Source organism: Acidisarcina polymorpha (assembly GCF_003330725.1).
Lineage (GTDB): Bacteria > Acidobacteriota > Terriglobia > Terriglobales > Acidobacteriaceae > Acidisarcina > Acidisarcina polymorpha.
In genome coordinates, this window is record NZ_CP030840.1 from 3,432,819 (window position 1) to 3,450,859 (window position 18,041).

General features: G+C 58.3%; 9 protein-coding genes. 5 read left to right on the forward strand and 4 right to left on the reverse strand.

Translation table 11 applies throughout. The features are described 5' to 3' along the window. Window positions 1-17 precede the first annotated feature (17 nt). Complete coding sequence (locus tag ACPOL_RS14885) at window positions 18-239, reverse strand: hypothetical protein (RefSeq protein ID WP_114207746.1); 222 nt, start codon at window positions 237-239, stop codon at window positions 18-20. 111 nt (window positions 240-350) lie between these two features. Then, window positions 351-509 (reverse strand): hypothetical protein, encoded by a 159-nt coding sequence (locus ACPOL_RS33570; RefSeq protein ID WP_161557371.1) that lies wholly within the window; start codon window positions 507-509, stop codon window positions 351-353. Between the two features lie 244 nt (window positions 510-753). Between ACPOL_RS33570 and uvrA the strand changes: the two genes are divergently transcribed. The 5 genes from uvrA to ACPOL_RS33575 all read left to right on the forward strand — a co-directional run bounded on the left by uvrA (window position 754) and on the right by ACPOL_RS33575 (window position 6,936). After that, a complete protein-coding gene (uvrA, locus tag ACPOL_RS14890; RefSeq protein ID WP_114207747.1) occupies window positions 754-3,783 on the forward strand; it encodes an excinuclease ABC subunit UvrA in 3,030 nt (1,009 codons plus the stop codon). A 2-nt stretch (window positions 3,784-3,785) separates the two neighbouring features. Next, window positions 3,786-5,111, forward strand: a complete 1,326-nt coding sequence (locus tag ACPOL_RS14895; RefSeq protein WP_161557372.1) for a tetratricopeptide repeat protein — start codon at window positions 3,786-3,788, stop codon at window positions 5,109-5,111. A gap of 33 nt (window positions 5,112-5,144) precedes the next feature. Beyond that, on the forward strand, window positions 5,145-5,603 hold the full coding sequence (locus ACPOL_RS14900) for a hypothetical protein (protein WP_114207749.1): 459 nt from the start codon (window positions 5,145-5,147) through the stop codon (window positions 5,601-5,603). Window positions 5,604-5,700: 97 nt separating this feature from the next. Further along, entirely contained in the window at window positions 5,701-6,210 is a 510-nt protein-coding gene (locus ACPOL_RS14905) for a hypothetical protein (RefSeq protein WP_114207750.1), read from the forward strand. A 555-nt stretch (window positions 6,211-6,765) separates the two neighbouring features. Next, window positions 6,766-6,936, forward strand: coding sequence for a hypothetical protein (locus tag ACPOL_RS33575; RefSeq protein WP_161557373.1), 171 nt, complete (start codon window positions 6,766-6,768; stop codon window positions 6,934-6,936). A gap of 758 nt (window positions 6,937-7,694) precedes the next feature. On the opposite strand, the gene ACPOL_RS14915 is transcribed toward ACPOL_RS33575, so the two are convergent. Then, a complete protein-coding gene (locus tag ACPOL_RS14915) occupies window positions 7,695-11,996 on the reverse strand; it encodes a malectin domain-containing carbohydrate-binding protein (protein ID WP_161557374.1) in 4,302 nt (1,433 codons plus the stop codon). A 95-nt stretch (window positions 11,997-12,091) separates the two neighbouring features. Beyond that, the gene (locus tag ACPOL_RS14920; protein ID WP_114207753.1) at window positions 12,092-17,944 is read right to left on the reverse strand and encodes a malectin domain-containing carbohydrate-binding protein; all 5,853 of its coding nucleotides are present in this window, start codon (window positions 17,942-17,944) and stop codon (window positions 12,092-12,094) included. Window positions 17,945-18,041: the final 97 nt, after the last annotated feature.

Genomic DNA, 18,041 nt, shown 5'->3' on the forward strand with positions numbered 1-18,041 from the left:
AGAAAGGGTGTGGCGGATCAGTCGGCCGCCACACTCCGATTGCGGAGGGCTGCGTCGATTTCTTCGTAGTTATAGGCTTCGTGGTCGACGGTTGGTATTTCAGTGAAGTTCTCGCGAATCGGCGGGGATGAGGTATGCCACTCGAGACCGGCGGCGTTCCAGGGGTTGTCTCCGGCGATCGAGCCATAGCGGAGCGACCATACGAGATAGATGGCGACGAGGAAGTATCCCAGGCCCATTGTGGTCCTGGGTGAGCAGCCAGCTTTTCAGGCCATATTCGTCGTTGAGGTAGTTGCGAGGAGACGGCTTGGCCGGCGCCTCGATGGTTGCCGGAATAGCGGCGAGGGTGCTCATTGCACCCGGTTCTTACTTGTCTCGGCATGAGTGACGGCGCGGAAGGCGAGCACGATGAGCGGAGGGCAGTGGGCGCGTGAACCATAACCGGGGCAGGGACCGGCGCAGTTTGGTTTGGATGAGGCGCAGGAAAGTCCTGCGGGAACGGAATTCATGGCTTTCTTTCTCCAGAGTCGATTCTGGAGGGTGTCGGGTAATGCTTCTGTGATCTGGGTCACTGGTGTTTAGCGGCTGAACCTTCGATCCGCTTTGATTTCTGGACGCTTCCGTGTCTGGATTGGGCCGCGTCTTTGGTTTGCGGAGACAAACTTCAATCTTCTTTCCTGGAACTGCGAACCGGGAGGCGGTCTCGGCGATTGGCGAACTCTTTATAATGAGAAGAGCAGGTGAATCCCAGCTTTGACCGATCAGATCGTTATCCGCGGTGCGCGGACCCATAACCTCAAGAACATCGACTGCGATATTCCCCACGGGCGACTGACCGTGGTTTCGGGGGTATCGGGATCGGGGAAATCTTCGCTGGCATTCGACACCGTCTATGCCGAGGGGCAGCGGCGTTATGTGGAATCGCTGTCGGCGTATGCGCGGCAGTTTCTGGAGCGGATCGAGAAGCCGGATGTGGACTTGATCGATGGGCTGGCCCCGGCGATCGCGATCAAGCAGAAGAATTCGACGCGGAACCCGCGTTCGACGGTTGCGACGGCGACCGAGATTTACGACTACATGCGGCTGCTTTATGCGCGCTGTGGAACGGTGCACTGCATTGTCTGCGACGGGATAGTAAAGCGGGATTCGGTCGATGAGATCGCCGCGACGGTTCTATCCATGCAGGAAGGAACGCGGCTGCATGCGATCTTCCCGGTAGAGAAGCAGCTACCGCCGCGTCTTCCGGAGGAAGCCTTGCAGGTGGAAGCGGCGCCGAAGCCAGTCCGCCGTCCGGCGAAGAAAGCTGCTTCAGCGGCAAAGGTGGCGGTGAAGGTGGATCCGCTTACGGAGGCCTTGAAGGAGCGGTTGAGCGACCTTCGGCGGCGTGGCTTCAACCGGCTTTATCAAGACGCGAAGATTTACGAATTTTCGACCCCGGAGTCGATCCTGGAGGTTGATTTTTCGCGGCCGGTTTATGTGCTGGTCGACCGGATTGTGGTTTCGGCGGAGAACCGGGCGCGCATCGTCGATGCGGCGGAGATCGGGTATCGCGAGTCGGGGGAGATCCTTTACGAGATTGTGCCGCGCGAGAGTGGCGACGCGGAGGCGGTTCGGGAGAGGCTGCGCTTCTCAAGCGCCTTCGAGTGCAAGAGCTGTCACCGGATTTATCGCGAGCCGGAGCCGCGGTTGTTTTCCTTCAACAATCCATTCGGCGCCTGTCCGCGCTGCCAGGGGTTCGGCAATACGATCGATTTCGACCTGGACCTGATTATTCCCGACAAGTCGAAGACGCTTGACGAGGGGGCGATCGATCCGTGGACGAGGCCGAAGTATCGAACGCATCAGACCGAGCTGAAGAAGGTTGCGAAGCAGCACGGCATTCCGACCGATGTGCCCTGGTATGACCTGCCGCTGGATCAGCAGGAATTCATTTTGAACGGGAGCGGCTCGTTTGCCGGCGTTCACGGTTTCTTTGCGCTGCTCGAGCGCAAGAAATACAAGCTGCATGTACGGGTGATGCTGAGCAAGTATCGCGGTTACGCCACGTGCCCAGAGTGCAAAGGTCAAAGGCTGCGGGCAGAGGCTCGTGCGGTGCGGCTGAGCGGCAAGAATATCTGCGAGACGGCAGCAATGACCATTCGCGGGGCGAACCAGTTCTTTAGCGAACTGAAGCTGAGCCCGGCGCAGCATGAGATTGCGGGGAGCATCCTGGCGGAAGTCTGGCAGCGGCTGCATTTTTTGGATGCGGTGGGGCTCGACTACCTGACGCTTGACCGGCTGGCGTCGACGTTGTCGGGTGGGGAATCGCAGCGGATCCAGTTGGCGACTTCGCTCGGGTCGCGGCTGGTGGGGGCGCTCTATGTTCTGGATGAGCCTTCAATCGGCCTGCATCCGCGGGATACGGCGAAGCTGATTCGCATTCTCGAGGAGCTGCGCGATCTGGGCAACACGATCCTGGTGGTGGAGCATGATCCGGATGTGATCCGGGCGGCGGATTACCTGCTCGATCTGGGGCCGGGGGCCGGGGAATTCGGCGGGAAGCTACTGGCTGCAGGGACGGTTCCGGAGGTTGAAACGAACCCGGAATCGATTACCGGCCGCTATCTGAGCGGGCAGCTTTCGATTCCCATTCCGGCCCGGCGGAGGGAGCCGGGAAAGGAATGGCTGCGGCTGAAGGGCGCACGCATCCACAATTTAAAGGGGGTCGATTGCGAAATCCCGCTAGGGCTGCTGGTGTGTATTACCGGGGTTTCGGGGTCAGGAAAATCGACCCTGGTGCATGACGTTCTCTACCGCGCGGTGGCCCACGCGCTGGGCGAAACCGACGGCGGCGACCCTTCGAATTTGTATCGCGAGTTGAAGGGCGCGGAGCTGCTGAACAACATCGTCCTGGTCGATCAGGCACCGATTGGACGGACGCCGCGGTCGAATCCGGTGACCTATATCAAGGCCTTTGACGCGATCCGGGAGCTGTTTGCAGCGCAGCCGGAAGCGCAGCGGCGGGGATTTGCGGCGGGACATTTCTCGTTCAACGTGCCCGGCGGGCGCTGCGACGTTTGCGATGGCGACGGTACGGTGACGGTCGAGATGCAGTTTCTTGCCGACGTTGAACTGCCTTGCGAAGAATGTAACGGCACTCGTTACAAATCGAGCACGCTTGAAGTCAAATATAAGGGCAAGAACATTCATGAAGTGCTGGCAATGACGGTCAAGGAAGCATTGCGCTTCTTTGTCGGGAATCCAAAGATCCTGGACAAGCTGGCGGTGCTTGAGGAGGTTGGTCTGGGCTATGTGCGGCTAGGGCAGTCGGCGACGACGCTTTCGGGTGGCGAGGCGCAACGGGTCAAGCTGGCCTCGCACCTGGCGTCGGGCAGGGCTACGGTCCGCTCTACGTCTACTGAGGCGAATGGTACAACGACGGTGAAGAAGGCGAAGAGCCGGGTGCTGTATATTCTCGATGAGCCGACCACCGGGTTGCATTTTGACGACGTGGGCAAGCTGCTAACGGCTTTTCGCAAGCTGATCGACGCGGGCGGCTCCCTGGTGGTTATCGAGCATAATCTCGATGTGATCAAGTCGGCCGATTGGGTTATTGATCTTGGCCCAGAAGGTGGCTCGGCGGGCGGCAAAGTAGTGGCGACCGGAACCCCGGAAACGGTAGCGGCCAACCGGGAATCTCACACGGGGCAATGGCTAGCGAAGACATTGGGGCTAGCGACCGGAAAGGGCGAGGCGGCGGCAACGAGGGCGGCGGCTGCGTCCGCGACAGGAATGTTGGTTTGACGATGAAGCGTAGTGTGGTTGTCCTGGCGCTTGCGCTTGGCGGGGCAGTGATGGGGATGGGGGCGCAGCAAACGCCTCTGCCTCCGGGGACGACACCGGTCGATTCACCGGCCCGCAACGCTGGAGTCACTGCTACCACTCCTCTGGCCGAGGCCGAAGGGCAGATGGCGCTGCAGAACTATGAACCGGCGCGTAAGTTGTTGCAGCCCTGGCTGACGGATCATCCCGCGGACGCGCGAGCGCTCTTCGATGTTGGATATATAGAGGATGCCGAGAATCACCCAGACGTTGCGATCGAAGACTACCAGAAGTCCATCGCTGCCGACGCCAAAGCATTCGAGCCCCGGCTCTCCTTGGGCCTGCTTCTGGCCCGGCGAGACCGCTCTCAGGAAGCGATTGAACAGCTGCGGCAAGCGGTAGCGCTCGAGCCGAATCCTCCGAATCCTGGAGCGCAGGCGCAGGCTTTTCGAGCTTTGGCGCGTCTGGAGCGGACGAGCGACCCTGCGTCCGCGAAGGAGCATCTGCTCGAGGCGCTGCGGCTGGGGCCGGAGCAGCCGGACGATGTTTTGCTGACGGCTGAGATCGCTACGGCGAACGACGACGATGTGACGGCCGAGGCGGCTTACCGCCGGGTGTTGGCGAAGCAGCCGGAGTCCTCTGCGGCGACCGCGGGGCTGGTGCATCTGCTGCTAAAACAGAAGAAATATGCCGAGGCGGAGCCGCTGCTGCGTTCGGCGTTGTCCCGGGATCCGCAAGATCCGGCGCTGAATTCTCAGCTGGCCAGCACGCTGACGTATGAGGGCAAGCAGGGGGAGGCGGTAGGGATTCTCGAGCGGCTGCATCAGATGAAGCCGGAGGATGCGTTGATCGGAGGGATGTTGGCGGACGCTTACACCCAGAACGGGAATCCGGAGAAGGCGGAACCCATTTTGACCGACCTGCTGAAGAAGTCTCCGCAAAATGCCGACTTACTGAGTGCCAGAGGTGAGAATCTGTTGCAAGAGCACCGCTATCCGGAGGCGATAGCGGCTTTGCAGGCAGCGTTGAAGGTGGCTCCGGAGAACGCCGATGACTGGATGAGCCTAGCGATTGCGGCGTCTCAGGACAAACAGTACGCGGTCGTTCTGGAGGCGCTTTCGATGCGGGCAAAATATGCCGAGGAAAATGCCGGAAGTCACTTCCTTCGTGCTACGGCGTACGATAATTTGCATCAGAGCAAGCAAGCAGTGGAGTATTATGAGAAGTTCCTGGCTTCCTCGGCAGGAAAGTTTCCGGACCAGGAGTGGGAGGCGCAGCATCGCCTGATCGCTCTGGGTAAGTCAAACTAGCATATCGTTCCCGTGGCACCCAGGAGGTGCATCATGCGGTTCGTTGCAGTATCGGCAAGTGTCCTGACATTCGCATTTCTTCTGCCCACTCCGGGCGCTTTGGCCCTGGACGAGAAAAACGTCGACCAGCAGACTCTCACTGCCCTGGCAGAACGCGCCAGTCAGGCGACTCCTCGCGAACAGTGCTTTCTCTATGCTGAGCTAGTCCATGACATGACCGAACTCGCTGGGCGGCAGCTTTCGGCGGGAGATGTGCAAAATGCTTCGGGAACTCTGCACACCGTCCAGCAATACGCGGCAAAGATCCACATGGGCGTGGCCAACGATAGCAAGAAGCTGAAGAACGCTGAGATTCTTGTTCGCCATACCGCGTTCCGCTTGAAGGACCTTTTGCAGCAGGCTTCGTTGGATGACCGGCCGACGCTCGACGCCACGCTCAAACAGCTCGATCAAGTACAAGCGGAGATGATGCTGCAGGTATTTCGCAGGTGAAGGATGGGCGGCGGTGAGCCCGACGCCAAGGTGGTGGAGATTGTCCCGCTGGCCTAGATTTCCGAGGAAGCAGCCGGTTGGTTTGATGCTGGGGTGCATGCTGGTTCTCACTCCGGTTTTAGCTCACAGCCAGGCGAAGGGCGATCCGCTCAACGACGCCGAAGTCGACCAGGTACGCGAGGTCGCCGACCAGCCGGTCGAGCGAATCAAGCTGTACATGAAGTTCATCTCCCAACGCACTGATGCGATTCAGGAGCTAGTCGGGGACACGAAGACCCAAAACACAGCGACCAAGCTTCACAACCTGCTTGAGGAATATACCCGACTGGTGGATGAACTGCAGGACAATCTGGACTCCTATGACTCTACCCATAGCGACGTGCGCAAGGCGCTGAAAGAGTTGGTTCCGGCAAGCGAGAAATGGCTGATTGCGTTGAGCAAACCTCCTGCTGACCAGAGTTATGATTTTTCCCGCAAGACGGCGATGGAAGCCGGCCAGAGCCTAGCGGAGCAAGCCAAGAAGCTGCAGGCAGACCAAATTAAGTGGTTCGCCGAACATAAGAAAGACAAAGAGAAAGATGGCGGCGAAGCTTCTGCTCCGAAGTAGTACTTGCAAACTCCGTTTCAGGCAAACATTAGCAACTCTATGCAACACGCTGTTGTGTACGTCAACGGGCGCGTCCACACTAACGGACTTGAGGACTGCGGGATTCTCCAAGAGGGGTACCGACGGGACTTGGGTCATTGCTGAACCGCCGACTGCTACCGTGGCCTGACGAGTGGTGAGGCTGCTACCTCGATGAACAATCTTTCCGTACAACACCGCAAGACCTGAACGATCAAACCTGGTTCGAAGCCGCCAAGCGGAAGGTCGCCAACAAGCGTCTAAGCTACAAACAGCGGGGGCAAGGACGGGCATGCACAAACGCTAATCCTTGCTGGCGGTCTTCCGTTGCGCTTTGATTGCGGTTTTAGCTCGTCCTCTCCTTCAGCCGCCACCTTCGGGACGCGAAAGAGGTTCCTCCTTCCCTCTTGGAAACTCACCCATGTCTTCGTGGTATTTCTATTTAGAATCTGTAAGTCCTCTTGCGAAGCGGGTCTATAAGCACTTGTCCAAACACGAAAGGATAGCGGCTCGGCCACCTTGCACCAAGAAGGAGGCATGATCATTTTCGATAAGCCTAAGAGTGAGGAAGAGGTCGCCCGCGAAAAACGCGAGGTTGAGCAGCACGAATTCGCACGATCTCAGGTCAAAACGAACAGGACATTGGCTAGATTCACGCTTGCTCTGGTTCTCGCGACATTCTGCACCATTGGCGTCGGGGTATGGTAGAGGCTTCATTTCGCAGAGAGCTGCTAACGCCGCTAAGGATGCCGCGGTCGCTGCAAGCGGTGCGCTCTGCGTAGCTAAGCAAACCTTGGCCGAGACTGCGATCAGCGACGCGAATCAAGCGAAACTCGCGCAAGACCAAATCGACACCTCCAGGGAACAATTCAGAAGGGATCAGCGACCGTGGGTCGTCGTTAGAGGAATCGACCTCAATTTCCGGATCAGGCACACCCGCGTCTCGTGACAGCGGTGACTATACTTAATAGTGGAAAATCTCAGCTTTTGACATTCACGTAGCGCGTAGTGGGGTTCAAACAAGTTACGGTCCACTAGAGATAGAAAGGGCTATTTCCTCGAGTAAGGAGATTCGGGAACATGTTGCAGCGTCCGCTATATTCGCACCTGGCGATAGCGCTCCGATACCGGCGCAAATTCCTGTTTCCGAAAAGCAGGCTGTGGAGATACAAGCCAAAACTCTGTGGGTCTATGATTTTGGGCAACATTCATTATGTCGATGCGTTCGGCATCAAGCATCTAACCAGATTTTGTGGGCTCTACGATCCCCCTACCAACCGATTTGATTATTGCGGTCAACATACCTGTGTTGATCGGAATCGTTGACTCCGTCACTGCAAGACCAAAGTATCCCAAAAGATATACCTGTCAAAGTAGTGTGATTACTCAGACCTTAATAAGAGCTTTCCCCTTGGGGAGCGAGTCCCATCCCGACAGGAGGGAACTCGCTCGAACCTCTTTGCAGGCTACCAACCGATCGCAACCAGCAGCGTCCTGGGGCTTTGGCAACCAACGTCAGCCGAGTAGCCACCCGCATCGTCAAATGGGAAGGCATACTGCTGGGCGTTGATGGCGTTGGCGTGAAGGAACTGCGCATAGTAGCTCGCCGGCGCCGTCTGATAGAAGGCGCTGGGATTGCCCCACAATGCCTGGTTGTTCAGCGTACCGTTCGCGTTGAAGGTACCCGCGACGCCGCCGACGTGGCGGTAGATCGCAGCTGAGAGATCGGGGTAACTTCCCAATCCGTCGCCGTTGGGAACCGCCAGCGGAATGGTGATGCCGTTGGCTGCCCAGAGCTGTTCGATCCAAGCGTTGTAGTAGGTCTGATATGGACCGCCGGCGTCGAATCCACCCGCCCCGGGAGAGACGATCCGATACGGAGCCTGCAACTCCGCAAGCGTCTGGAAGTTTGCCGGAACGGAGTTAAGATAGCGTTGGAAGAAGCTTGCCCGGTCCTCGGCAAAGACTCCGGCGGTTTCACCGATGGCAATATCGGTTCCATCGCCGCAGCTTAGCTGGAAGGCGTATTTGAGCCCGAAGGCGTCGACCCTGGTGGAGTTCATATTGATAAAGGTTGAGCCCAGCGTGTACTCGAGGAAGTCCCAGTAGTTGTTCGTATTCTGGTTGACGGCGCCGAGATAGAAGTAGACCCGCCCTGACGCATTGGCAGGCATCGAGAGTGTCGGCTGCGCCGCAATCGAGTTTGTCGTGGTGACACCACCAACGTCAACGCTCCAGAAGACCTCGCTGTCTGGGTATTGTCCGTTGGTCCGGTTGAGGAACTTGATGGTAATGACGTCCCCGGCGGGTGTGGCCGGTATGTTGCTGGCATCCCAGAACGGAGGCGTGTTGGGCGGGAGCGGCAGGGTAGTCGCGCTGACCGGGCCGCCCACATTCGTAGTTCCAGCCGAGCTGCTGGCTTGGACAATGTAGTAGTACTCGGTCGATGCGGCAAGCACGACATCGTTGTAGAAATTCGATTTGGTGCTGCCGACCTGATTGCTGCCGGATGGGGTGAAAGGGGATGTGGGGCTTCGGAAGATGTTGTAGATAACCGGGGCCGGAGCACTCGCTGCCGGGAAGGTAAGATCTATTTCGTTGGCAGACGAAGCCGCTGCCGTCAGCGTAGTGGGAGGGGTAAGGGTGGTGGCGCTTCTTACTCCGGATATTTCCGGAGATACACCATCTTCGTCGGCCGCCTGCACCACGTAATAGTAGGTGGATGAAGGCGGCAAGCCGGTATGGAAGAAAGTGGCGACGGTCAATCCTCTCGCGATCTCGTTGCTCGAAGATGGAGTGAAGCCGCCGGCAGAGCTGCCGTATAGGTTATAGGTGATGTTTGAGCAGTTGGCAGGCGGGGTGATGGGCGCCCAGCTTACCTCTATCGCGGTCGAGGTCGATGGAGCCGCTAACAGGCCTCCAGGCGCCGCTGAAGGAATGGCGATGCAAGATGTGGCCGAATGTGTCTCTGCGCTTGCCGGCGCCGAGGGCGCCGATGCGCCTACTGCATCGACCGCCTCCACGATGTAATGGTAGGTCGTCGAGGGAGTGAGGCCGCTATTGGAGTAACTCAGTGTGGTTAAGCCGCTTGCGATCAAGTTTGCCGATGATGGGGTAAAGCCGCTGGTGGTGCTGCGGTAGAGGTTGTAAGTGACAGGGCAATTCGGCTGGGGAGTAACTCCCATCCAACTTAAGCCAATGATACTGGGCGAGGACGCCACGGCGGTGAGGGCGGTGGGTGGGCTAGATGGAAGCAGGGTGCAACCGCTGGGAGCGCCCCGCACCTCGATTCCCATGACGAGCGGTTGATTATCCGCGCCGACCGTGAAGGAGACGACGATATTGCCGCTGCTGTTGGCCGTGGCCGTGAAGATCTCGACCAGCGCTGCGTTTATGCCGACAGTGGCAAAGATGTCGAGGTTGGTCAGGACGGATGCCCCGTTGATGGAGACGTTGAATTGGCGGTCTCCCGTGGCAGTGAAATAGGTTTCTGCGAAGTGGAGCAGAACGGTGTACTGAGCGCCAGGCGCCAGCCCCGGTATGGTGTAGCTAGATGCTCCAACCCTGCCGTTTTGATATACGCCGGTCGGAGCCGCGTTCGCGCCGGGCTGCGTGAGATTGATGGCAGAGGACACGGTGCCGTTGTCGCCGCCACCACTGTAATATTCGTCGGCAACAAAGGGGTCGTCCCCGCCGCTGGCATTACTTTGCGCAGGGCCGCCGGCTGCGATCGCTACGATCTCCGATGTAGTAGAACCTCGGGTAGTAGCCGACGCTTGCGTCGAGGCGACGGATGCGCCAACCGCGTCGAGGGCTTCGACTACGAAGTAATAGGTTGTGGAGGCTGCGAGTCCGGTTGCAGTGTAAGTGGTGCCGGTAATTCCTTGTCCTACCAGATTAGCCGCTGACGGGGTAAATCCACCGACGGTGCTGGCGTAGACACGATATGAAGTTATGCTGCAACTGGATGGAGGAGTTACTGCCGTCCAACTCAAGGCGACGCTCGAAGAGGACGCGCTCGTCACCAGGCCGGCCGGCGCGGAGGGCACGCTAGTGCAGCCTCCGGAGGCACCCGTGTTACGGATTTCAATGCCGCTGACGAGGGGCTGGTTTGCGGCGCCATCGGTGAACGCGATCACGATATCACCGCTACTATTGGCAGTTGCGGTGAACTGCTCGACGAGCGCCGCATTCAAGCCAACGGCCGCATAGATATCAAAATTTGCGAGCACGGTCGTTCCGTTGATGGCGACATTGAAAACGCGGCTGCCAGCCGAGGTGAAATAGGTTTCAGCGAAGTGGAGCAGGACTGAGTATTGATCGCCTGCGGCTAGTCCCGGAATGGTGTAGGTGAAGATCCCAGCGCGCGCGTGCTGATAGACGGCCATTGGTGCTGCATTCGCGCCGGGCTGGGTCAAGTTAATGGCGGCCGCACTGACGGTGTTATCTCCGCCACCAGTGAAGTCTTCGTCGGCGACGAAAGAATCATCGCCGCCTGCCGAGTTGCTTTCGGATGGGCCGCCGGCTGCAATGGCCAGGACCTCGGCGCCGGACGCGGCTGCCTGCGTAGTCGCCGAGGCAGCAGTCGAGGCGGCCGAGTTGCCGTCCGCGTCCACGGCCTCGACGACGTAGTAATAGGTGGTCGAGGCGGATAGGCCGGTAGAGGAGTAAGTCGTCCCGTTGGTGACCCTGGCGATGAGGTTGCTCGCCGATGGTGTGAATCCGCTATTCACGCTGGCGTATAGGGAGTAGGAGCTGATGGCGCAGTTGGCGGGAGGAGTTACCGCGGCCCAGCTTACGCCTATGGTGCTTGCAGAGGAAGCGGTCGCTTTGAGGCCGGTTGGGGCCGAAGGCACGGCTGAGCAGGAGGCAGTAGACGTTTTAGCACTGGCCTGAGTTGAAGCGGTGGATGCGCCGTCAGCATCCAGGGCTTCGACGACGTAGTAGTAGGTTGTCGAAGCTGCTAGCCCGGTGTTGGAGTAACTCGCGGTGGTGATTCCCTTGGCAATCAGGTTGGCTGCCGATGGAGTAAAACCATTGATGGTGCTGCCGTAAAGGCTATAGGAGCCGATGGTGCAATTTGCCGGGGGAGTTACGGGTGTCCACGTTAAATTGATAACGGATAAGGACGATGCGTTCGCGACGAGTCCGGTTGGGGCGGAAGGCACTGCGCCACAGGTGCCGGAAGGGCTGCGGATTTCGATACCGCTGACTATGGGTTGATTTGCAGTACCGTCAGTAAAGGCGATTACGATTTCGCCGCTAGTGTTGGCGGTGGCGTGAAAGGATTTAACGAGAGCGGCATTGATTCCGACGGTCGCGTAGATGTCGAAGCTGCTCAGTACCACGGTCCCATTGATAGCGACGTTAAAGACGCGATCGCCGACAGAGGTAAAATAAGTCTCGGCGAAGTGGAGCAACACAGTATATTGCTTGCCCGCAGTCAGGCCGGGGACGGTATAGGTGAAGATCCCAGCGCGGGCGTGTTGGTAGACGGCCGCTGGCGCCGCATTAACTCCAGGTTGGGCTAAACTGATGGCGGCCACGCCCACTTGATTATCTCCTCCACCGGTAAAGTCTTCGTCGGCAACAAAGGAGTAATCTCCACCGGTTGAGTTACTTTCGGCGGGTCCCCCGGCAGCGATGGCCACGATCTCCTGCGCGATAGCTTTCGGTGTAGCGGTAACATTGAGGGCCCAGACAATGGTCAAGCCGAGGAGTGTCCGCCGGAAAGTCCATCCTAAGGATTTAGCGTGTTGCTTCGACATGATGTTTCTCCTATCGACTGCAGGTTGTGCGCTGATGTCGGGCATGCTGGTTCGTTTTCAGTCCAATCTCTAGACTTGAGTTCTACCGAGTCGTTCTATCGGACCTCAATGCCGCTGACGATTGGCTGGTTGGCGGCCCCGGCGGTGAAGGCGATCACGAGCTGTCCGCTGCTATTGGCGGTCGCCGTAATTTGCTTTACTAATGCCGCGTTTATGCCCACCGCGGCGTAGATGTCGAGGCCAGGCAGGACGGTGGTGCCGTTGATGGCGACGTTAAAGACCCGGTCTCCAGCGGCAGTGAAATAGGTCTCTGCGAAGTGGAGCAAGACGGTGTATTGAGCGCCCGCGGTCAAGCCGGGGATGGTGTAGGTGAAGACACCGGCGCGGGCGTGCTGATAGACCGCCATCGGTGCCGCATTGGCACCCGGCTGGGTCAAATTGATGGTCACGGTACTTACCTGATTGTCGCCACCTCCGCTGAAATCTTCGTCAGCGATGAAGGGATAGTCGCCCCCGCTCGTGTTGCTTTCTGCCGGACCACCAGCGGCGATCGCCAGGATTTCTGAAGTAGAGCCGCTCGACTGCGTTGTAGCTGAAGCTTGTGAAGATGCGGTCGAGTTACCGTCGGCATCGACCGCTTCCACGACGTAAAAGTAAGTGGTCGATGCGGGGAGCCCGGTGTTCGAGTAGCTGGTATTGGTACCAGTGTTGACAAGGAGGGTGCCGGCCGATGGGGTGAAGCCGCTGGTTGTGCCGCGGTAGACATTGTAGGAACTGATGGTGCAGTTCGCGGGAGGAGTTACTGCTCCCCATGTCAAGCTGATCGCGCTCGACGAAGATGCCGTAGCGGCGAAAGTCGATGGTGCTGCAGGAACGGCACTGCAAGCCGGGCTGCCGCCGGCCTTCCTTATCTCGATGCCATCTACCTTGGGTTGATCAGCAGCGCCTGCGGTGAAGGAGATGATTATCTGCCCGCTGGTGTTGGCGGTAGCGTTGAACTGCTCGACGACAGCCTGGTTCGGTCCTCCGGCAGCAGCGATGATATCGAAGTTCTTGAGGACAGATGCGCCATTGATGCTGACGTTAAAGACCCGCTGGCCAGTGGCGGTCCAATAGAACTCGGCGAAATGGAGCAGGATGGGATAACTCACTCCCGCAGTGAGACCGGGAATTATGTAACTGAAGACGCCGTTGCGCTCCGCTTGATAGACGGCTTCGGGGGCAGGGAAGGTGACGCCTGTTGTGCTGATGGTGTTTGTGGTTCCGGCCGTACTGCCGCCGGTATAGTCTTCATCTGCCGCGAAGGTCCCCTCGGTGGTGGTTGCTCCTGCGGCGATGGCGATAACATCGGACGGAGGAGCGGAGAGCGTCAGGGTAGCGGCGTTGCTGGTGACGGTCTCCTTAGTCGGGCCTATCACAACGACGCTATAGAGTGCACCATTTTCACTCGACACAGTTGCTGGGGTGGTGTAGCTCGACGAATAGGCGCCGGTGATCGCGTTGCCGTTCATGTACCACTGGTAGGTGAAGGGCCCGGTACCGCCGGCTACGACGCTGAAGGTCGCACTGGCGCCGACATTGACGGATTGAGATGCTGGCTGGGTCGTGATCGCGGGCGGGGGGACAGTCGTTCCTGAGTTGCATAAGACTGCGCCGGGATAGTTGTTTGCGACTTGCCAGGTAGCCAACCCAGAAGAAGTCACAAATCCTGCGTCGTTGCTGTTCGAGGGGTCGATGGTGGAAGTCCAGGTGTTCCAGGCTTGTGGGAATGCGCATGAAGGTGAGCTTGCACCGCTGATGGCAAGCGCCTCCGGCTGGGTGGGTAAACGCAGGCCCTGACTGCTGCAGTAGGTCTGAGCGATAGGCTGGGTGTACTGGGCCCCACCGCTTGCATAGGTAGTCTCGGCGCGCTGCCAGGTCAAGTGGCTTGCGTTGTCAAGAACGCTAGTTGGACTCAGGACTGTGTAGCGTTCGCTCGAGCCGCCGCATTGCGCGATGTTATAGATTTGGAATTCGTACAGGGAATAACCGTAGGCTGTGGCCCGGGTTTCGCCGTACATCCGAACATAGCGACCTTGCACGGTGGGAAAGGTGAGGTTCTCGATGCCACCGACTCCATTGGTGTTGTTATAGGCGACGCTCCAGGTTGTGCCAGTAGTCGAGTATTGAATTTGATAAGTGGCCGCATAGGCAGCCTCCCAATAGAGGATGACGTTGTCAAAGGGCTGAACGGAGCCAAGGTCGATCTGGATCCAGGATGGATCGGTGGCTGCTACTGAGGCCCAACGAGTGGTGAGGCTGCCATCGTTCGCCAAATTCGGAGTTAGACCAGCACCTTGCGAGCTGCTTGCTGTCGCAGGCTGGCCAAGAGCGAGGTTAACTCCTGGAGGCGCTATCGTGAGGGTGGCTGGGGCGCTGGCTACGCTCCCGACGGCATTGGTCACAATGACCGTGTAAGTGCCCACATTTGTGGACTGAGCCTGGAGAATGGAATAGGTCGAGGTGGTCGCACCAAGCAGATTTTCTCCATTCAGCTGCCATTGATAGGTGAAGGGAGAGGAACCAGCGACTCCGACAGAGAAGGTCGCTGGATTGTTCGCGAGCACAGAGAGACTGGCGGGTTGTTGAGTGATGGATGGGGCAATGGCGGCATTTACGGTGATGACTGCGGCTGCCGATGTTACGGAATCGACCGGATTACTTACAACCACGGTGAAGCTCTCGCCGCTATTGCTGGAGGTAAGCACCGGTACGGTGTAAATCGAGCTAGTTGCGCCGGGGATGGCTGTGCCGTTCAGCTTCCATTGGTATGCCAATGTGGGCGAGCCAGTGGCAACAACTGACAGCGTCACCGTCTGACCGACATACGCGGCCTGGCTTGCGGGTTGAGTGGTGATGGCTACATCGGCTGCCGCATCCACGGTAAGGATAGCGGCACTTGAGGTTGCAGAGCCTTCGCCGTTGGTGACGGTTACGGTGAAGCTCTCATTATTGGCGGCAGAGGTGGTGGCAGGGGTCGTATAGGTGGAGTTGGTGGCTCCGGCTATGGGGCTTCCATTTAACTTCCATTGAAAGGTGAGTGGGGCTGTGCCGGCGGCGGTCACCGAAAAGGATGCGGTGTGGCCTACGGTCACTGCGATGCTTGCAGGCGGCACGATGATAGCTGGAATGGTAGCGGCCGGCGTAACACTTGGGACGGGTTCGATGGTATAGGTTGCAATGCCGGTGCTCAGACCGGGAGCGGTTGCGGTGACGGTCACTGTTCCGGGAGTGAACTGGCTGCGGATCGTGATCCGGGTCATGCCCCCTTCAACCTGTAACTGAGGATCGCCAGGCGCGTGATAATTCAGCTCGGTATGGCCTGAAGACGTTGAGTATGCGTCGGAGGCTGTGGACACATACTGCTGGGAGCCGCCCATGTAGGTAGCAGGCCCGCTCACCGAAAACGTAATTGTGTCAGAGGCGGTCGGTTCCACATTGCCGTTGGTGTCGACGACACTGGCTGTGACGAAGGCAGCGTCGGATCCGTTGGCAGTGACGGCGAAGCTGCTGCCATCGGGTTTGGCCAACTCGGGTGTAACCGATAGGACGATTTTGCTCTCGGGTCCAGCCGTCACCCTGCTATCAGTGGCGACGACATTTCCAAACTGATCGAGGCACTCCGCCTCCACGGTACCGGAGACCCAGTTCACCATCCAGGAAGTTTGAAATGGCATCAGGGTGGTGGTTTGAGTCAGGTTCGACTGGGAGTTCGATTCCCAGCTATTAGGTGTCTCAACCGCACCTTGCTGAGCGCCATTGATCATCAACCGCACCGATGGGCAATTGCTGAAGACGTTCTCCTGTATGGGGCCGGAGTTCTGATAGGCGCGGTTCCAGTGATGAGCGACGTGGATAACTGGTTTGATGGTGAAGGGTGTCCAGGCAGCTTCGTAGACGTAGTACAGTAGCTTCGGAAAGCGGTTCATATCAACCGAAGAGGCCCCGAGCGAACGGACGCTCGACTGGTAGGCTGCCTGCGAGGATGTATTCAGGTATTTCTGATATTCAGCGTAGAGGCTATCTTCACCGGGAGAATCGGCAAAGTACCATTGAGCCATGCCGAAAGCATTTGCCGCTCGACTTTGACGCCAGTTATCAAGGAAGGGCGCGGAAAAGGCCAATTCATAATCCCATGCCAAACCACGCCCGGTGCCATTACCCCAGTATTCGGATCCCCATGCCGGGTTGTTGGGGAACTCGGACTTAACACCTACTTCGCAGCCTTGCAGGGTACAGCCGAGCATGTAGCCATTGACGGGGTCTGGTGTGCGATCGGCGGCGACCCGCGTATTTACCGGGTCCCATAACTCGTTGATGGCTTCGAGAGCTTCACCAACCGTTTCATTCATGGTGCCGTTGTTCGACTCCCAATCGAGAATGGAGGGATGGCTGCGGTCGCGAATGATCATGTCGCGATGTAACTCTTCTTTCAAGGTGACCTGGTCGGCGGTGGGCGAAGAGAACGCGCCCTCTCCGTCTCCGCTAGGCTGATCGATCATGATGCCGTAGGCGTCCGCCGCATTGACGAACTCTTCGCTGGTGGTGGAGTGGCCGGGGCGCCAGATGTTGCCACCCTCGGCGGCTAACTGCGCGAGGTCGCGCCATTGCTGCTCTTCGGGAACGGAAGAGCCCAGCGCGGGATAGTCATAGCGGCCCGATGCACCCCATAGATACATCGGATGGCCGTTGAAGTATGGGAAGTTATGGTCCCAGGTGATGGTGCGGATGCCGAGCGGGCTCTGAGCGGCATCGACGACCACCCCGTTGACACTGACGATGTGGTAGACCTTGTACAAATATGGCTTGCCATACGTGCTGTTGTTGGGATACCACAAGGTGGGGTTGTTCACGGTGATCTGTTGCTCAAACATCGGAGTCGCGGTGGACGGGAACGTACTCGAAGTCATTGGCGGAACGGTCTGAGTCAGGGTCGGCGCGACTGCGACAACGTTTCCGTTCGCGTCTACAATCTGGGTGGTGAGGGTCACTTGTTGAGAGGTCGTGTTTTCGTTGAGTACATTCGTCTGCACCTCGACAATCGCCGAGTTTGCGGTTGCGGTATTTGAAGAAGAGGGGACTTCGGAGAGCGTCGCGACGTAAGTGCCCCACGTCTTCTGATTCGAGTAGACGTTCACTGGGATATGCACCTTGTTGGTGATGAACATATAGGCGGGCCGGAACAAACCCGCATCGGCTTGCCCGAAGCGATAATCCTGGGAGAAGCCCGGTTGTTCGAACCAGGTATCGTTCCGAGAGACGCTCACGGCGAGCACATTTGGTGTGACGCCATCGGTTTTCACATAAGGAGTGAGATCAACGATGAAGGGGATGAAGCCGACGACGTGCGAGGCTTGAGCATTGGCGGCGACGGCGCTAATTCCTCGCAAGAGGGTGCCGTTGATGTAAACCTGGGCACCGGTGTGGGCGCCTTCGAATTCCACTAAGATCTTGCTGTTCGCATACTGCGTGCCGAGGGTGAAATGAAGACGATACCAGTTACTGGTGCCGTTCAAGTCGCCGTCACCGCCGCCCGAGTCCGCGTTCAGAAAAGAGGTCAATAGATTCGCGGAGTAAGGAATGCCGACTGGCATCCAGGCCGAGTCGTTGTATGCCGTTGTGGCGTACGCAGTCGAGTCAGAGTCTTTTATGTAGAGCCATGGGCTTTGTCCGGGCATGCCGGCCGACAAGTTGATGGTGGTTCGCTGCGACGTTGGAAGAGTGGTCTCGACTTGTTGGCTGCGCGCGCTGGTTGATGCGATCGCGGCGAACAGGATGATTAGCAGCATCACAGTTCGGCGAGACCGGGCCAGACTTTGGGAAAGTCCGAAGAAGCAGTTATTAAGAGGGTCCGCGCTGCTGAACCGCTGGCCTTTTGGACTTGTGGCGACGGAGAGATGGATATACATTGGCGCTCCCTTAACTTCGGCTTAATTGTTAGGCGGACCAGTGGGAAGGGAATGCAGTAAGACAAAGAATCCAGTAAAACGGAGTGCAGTAAAGAAG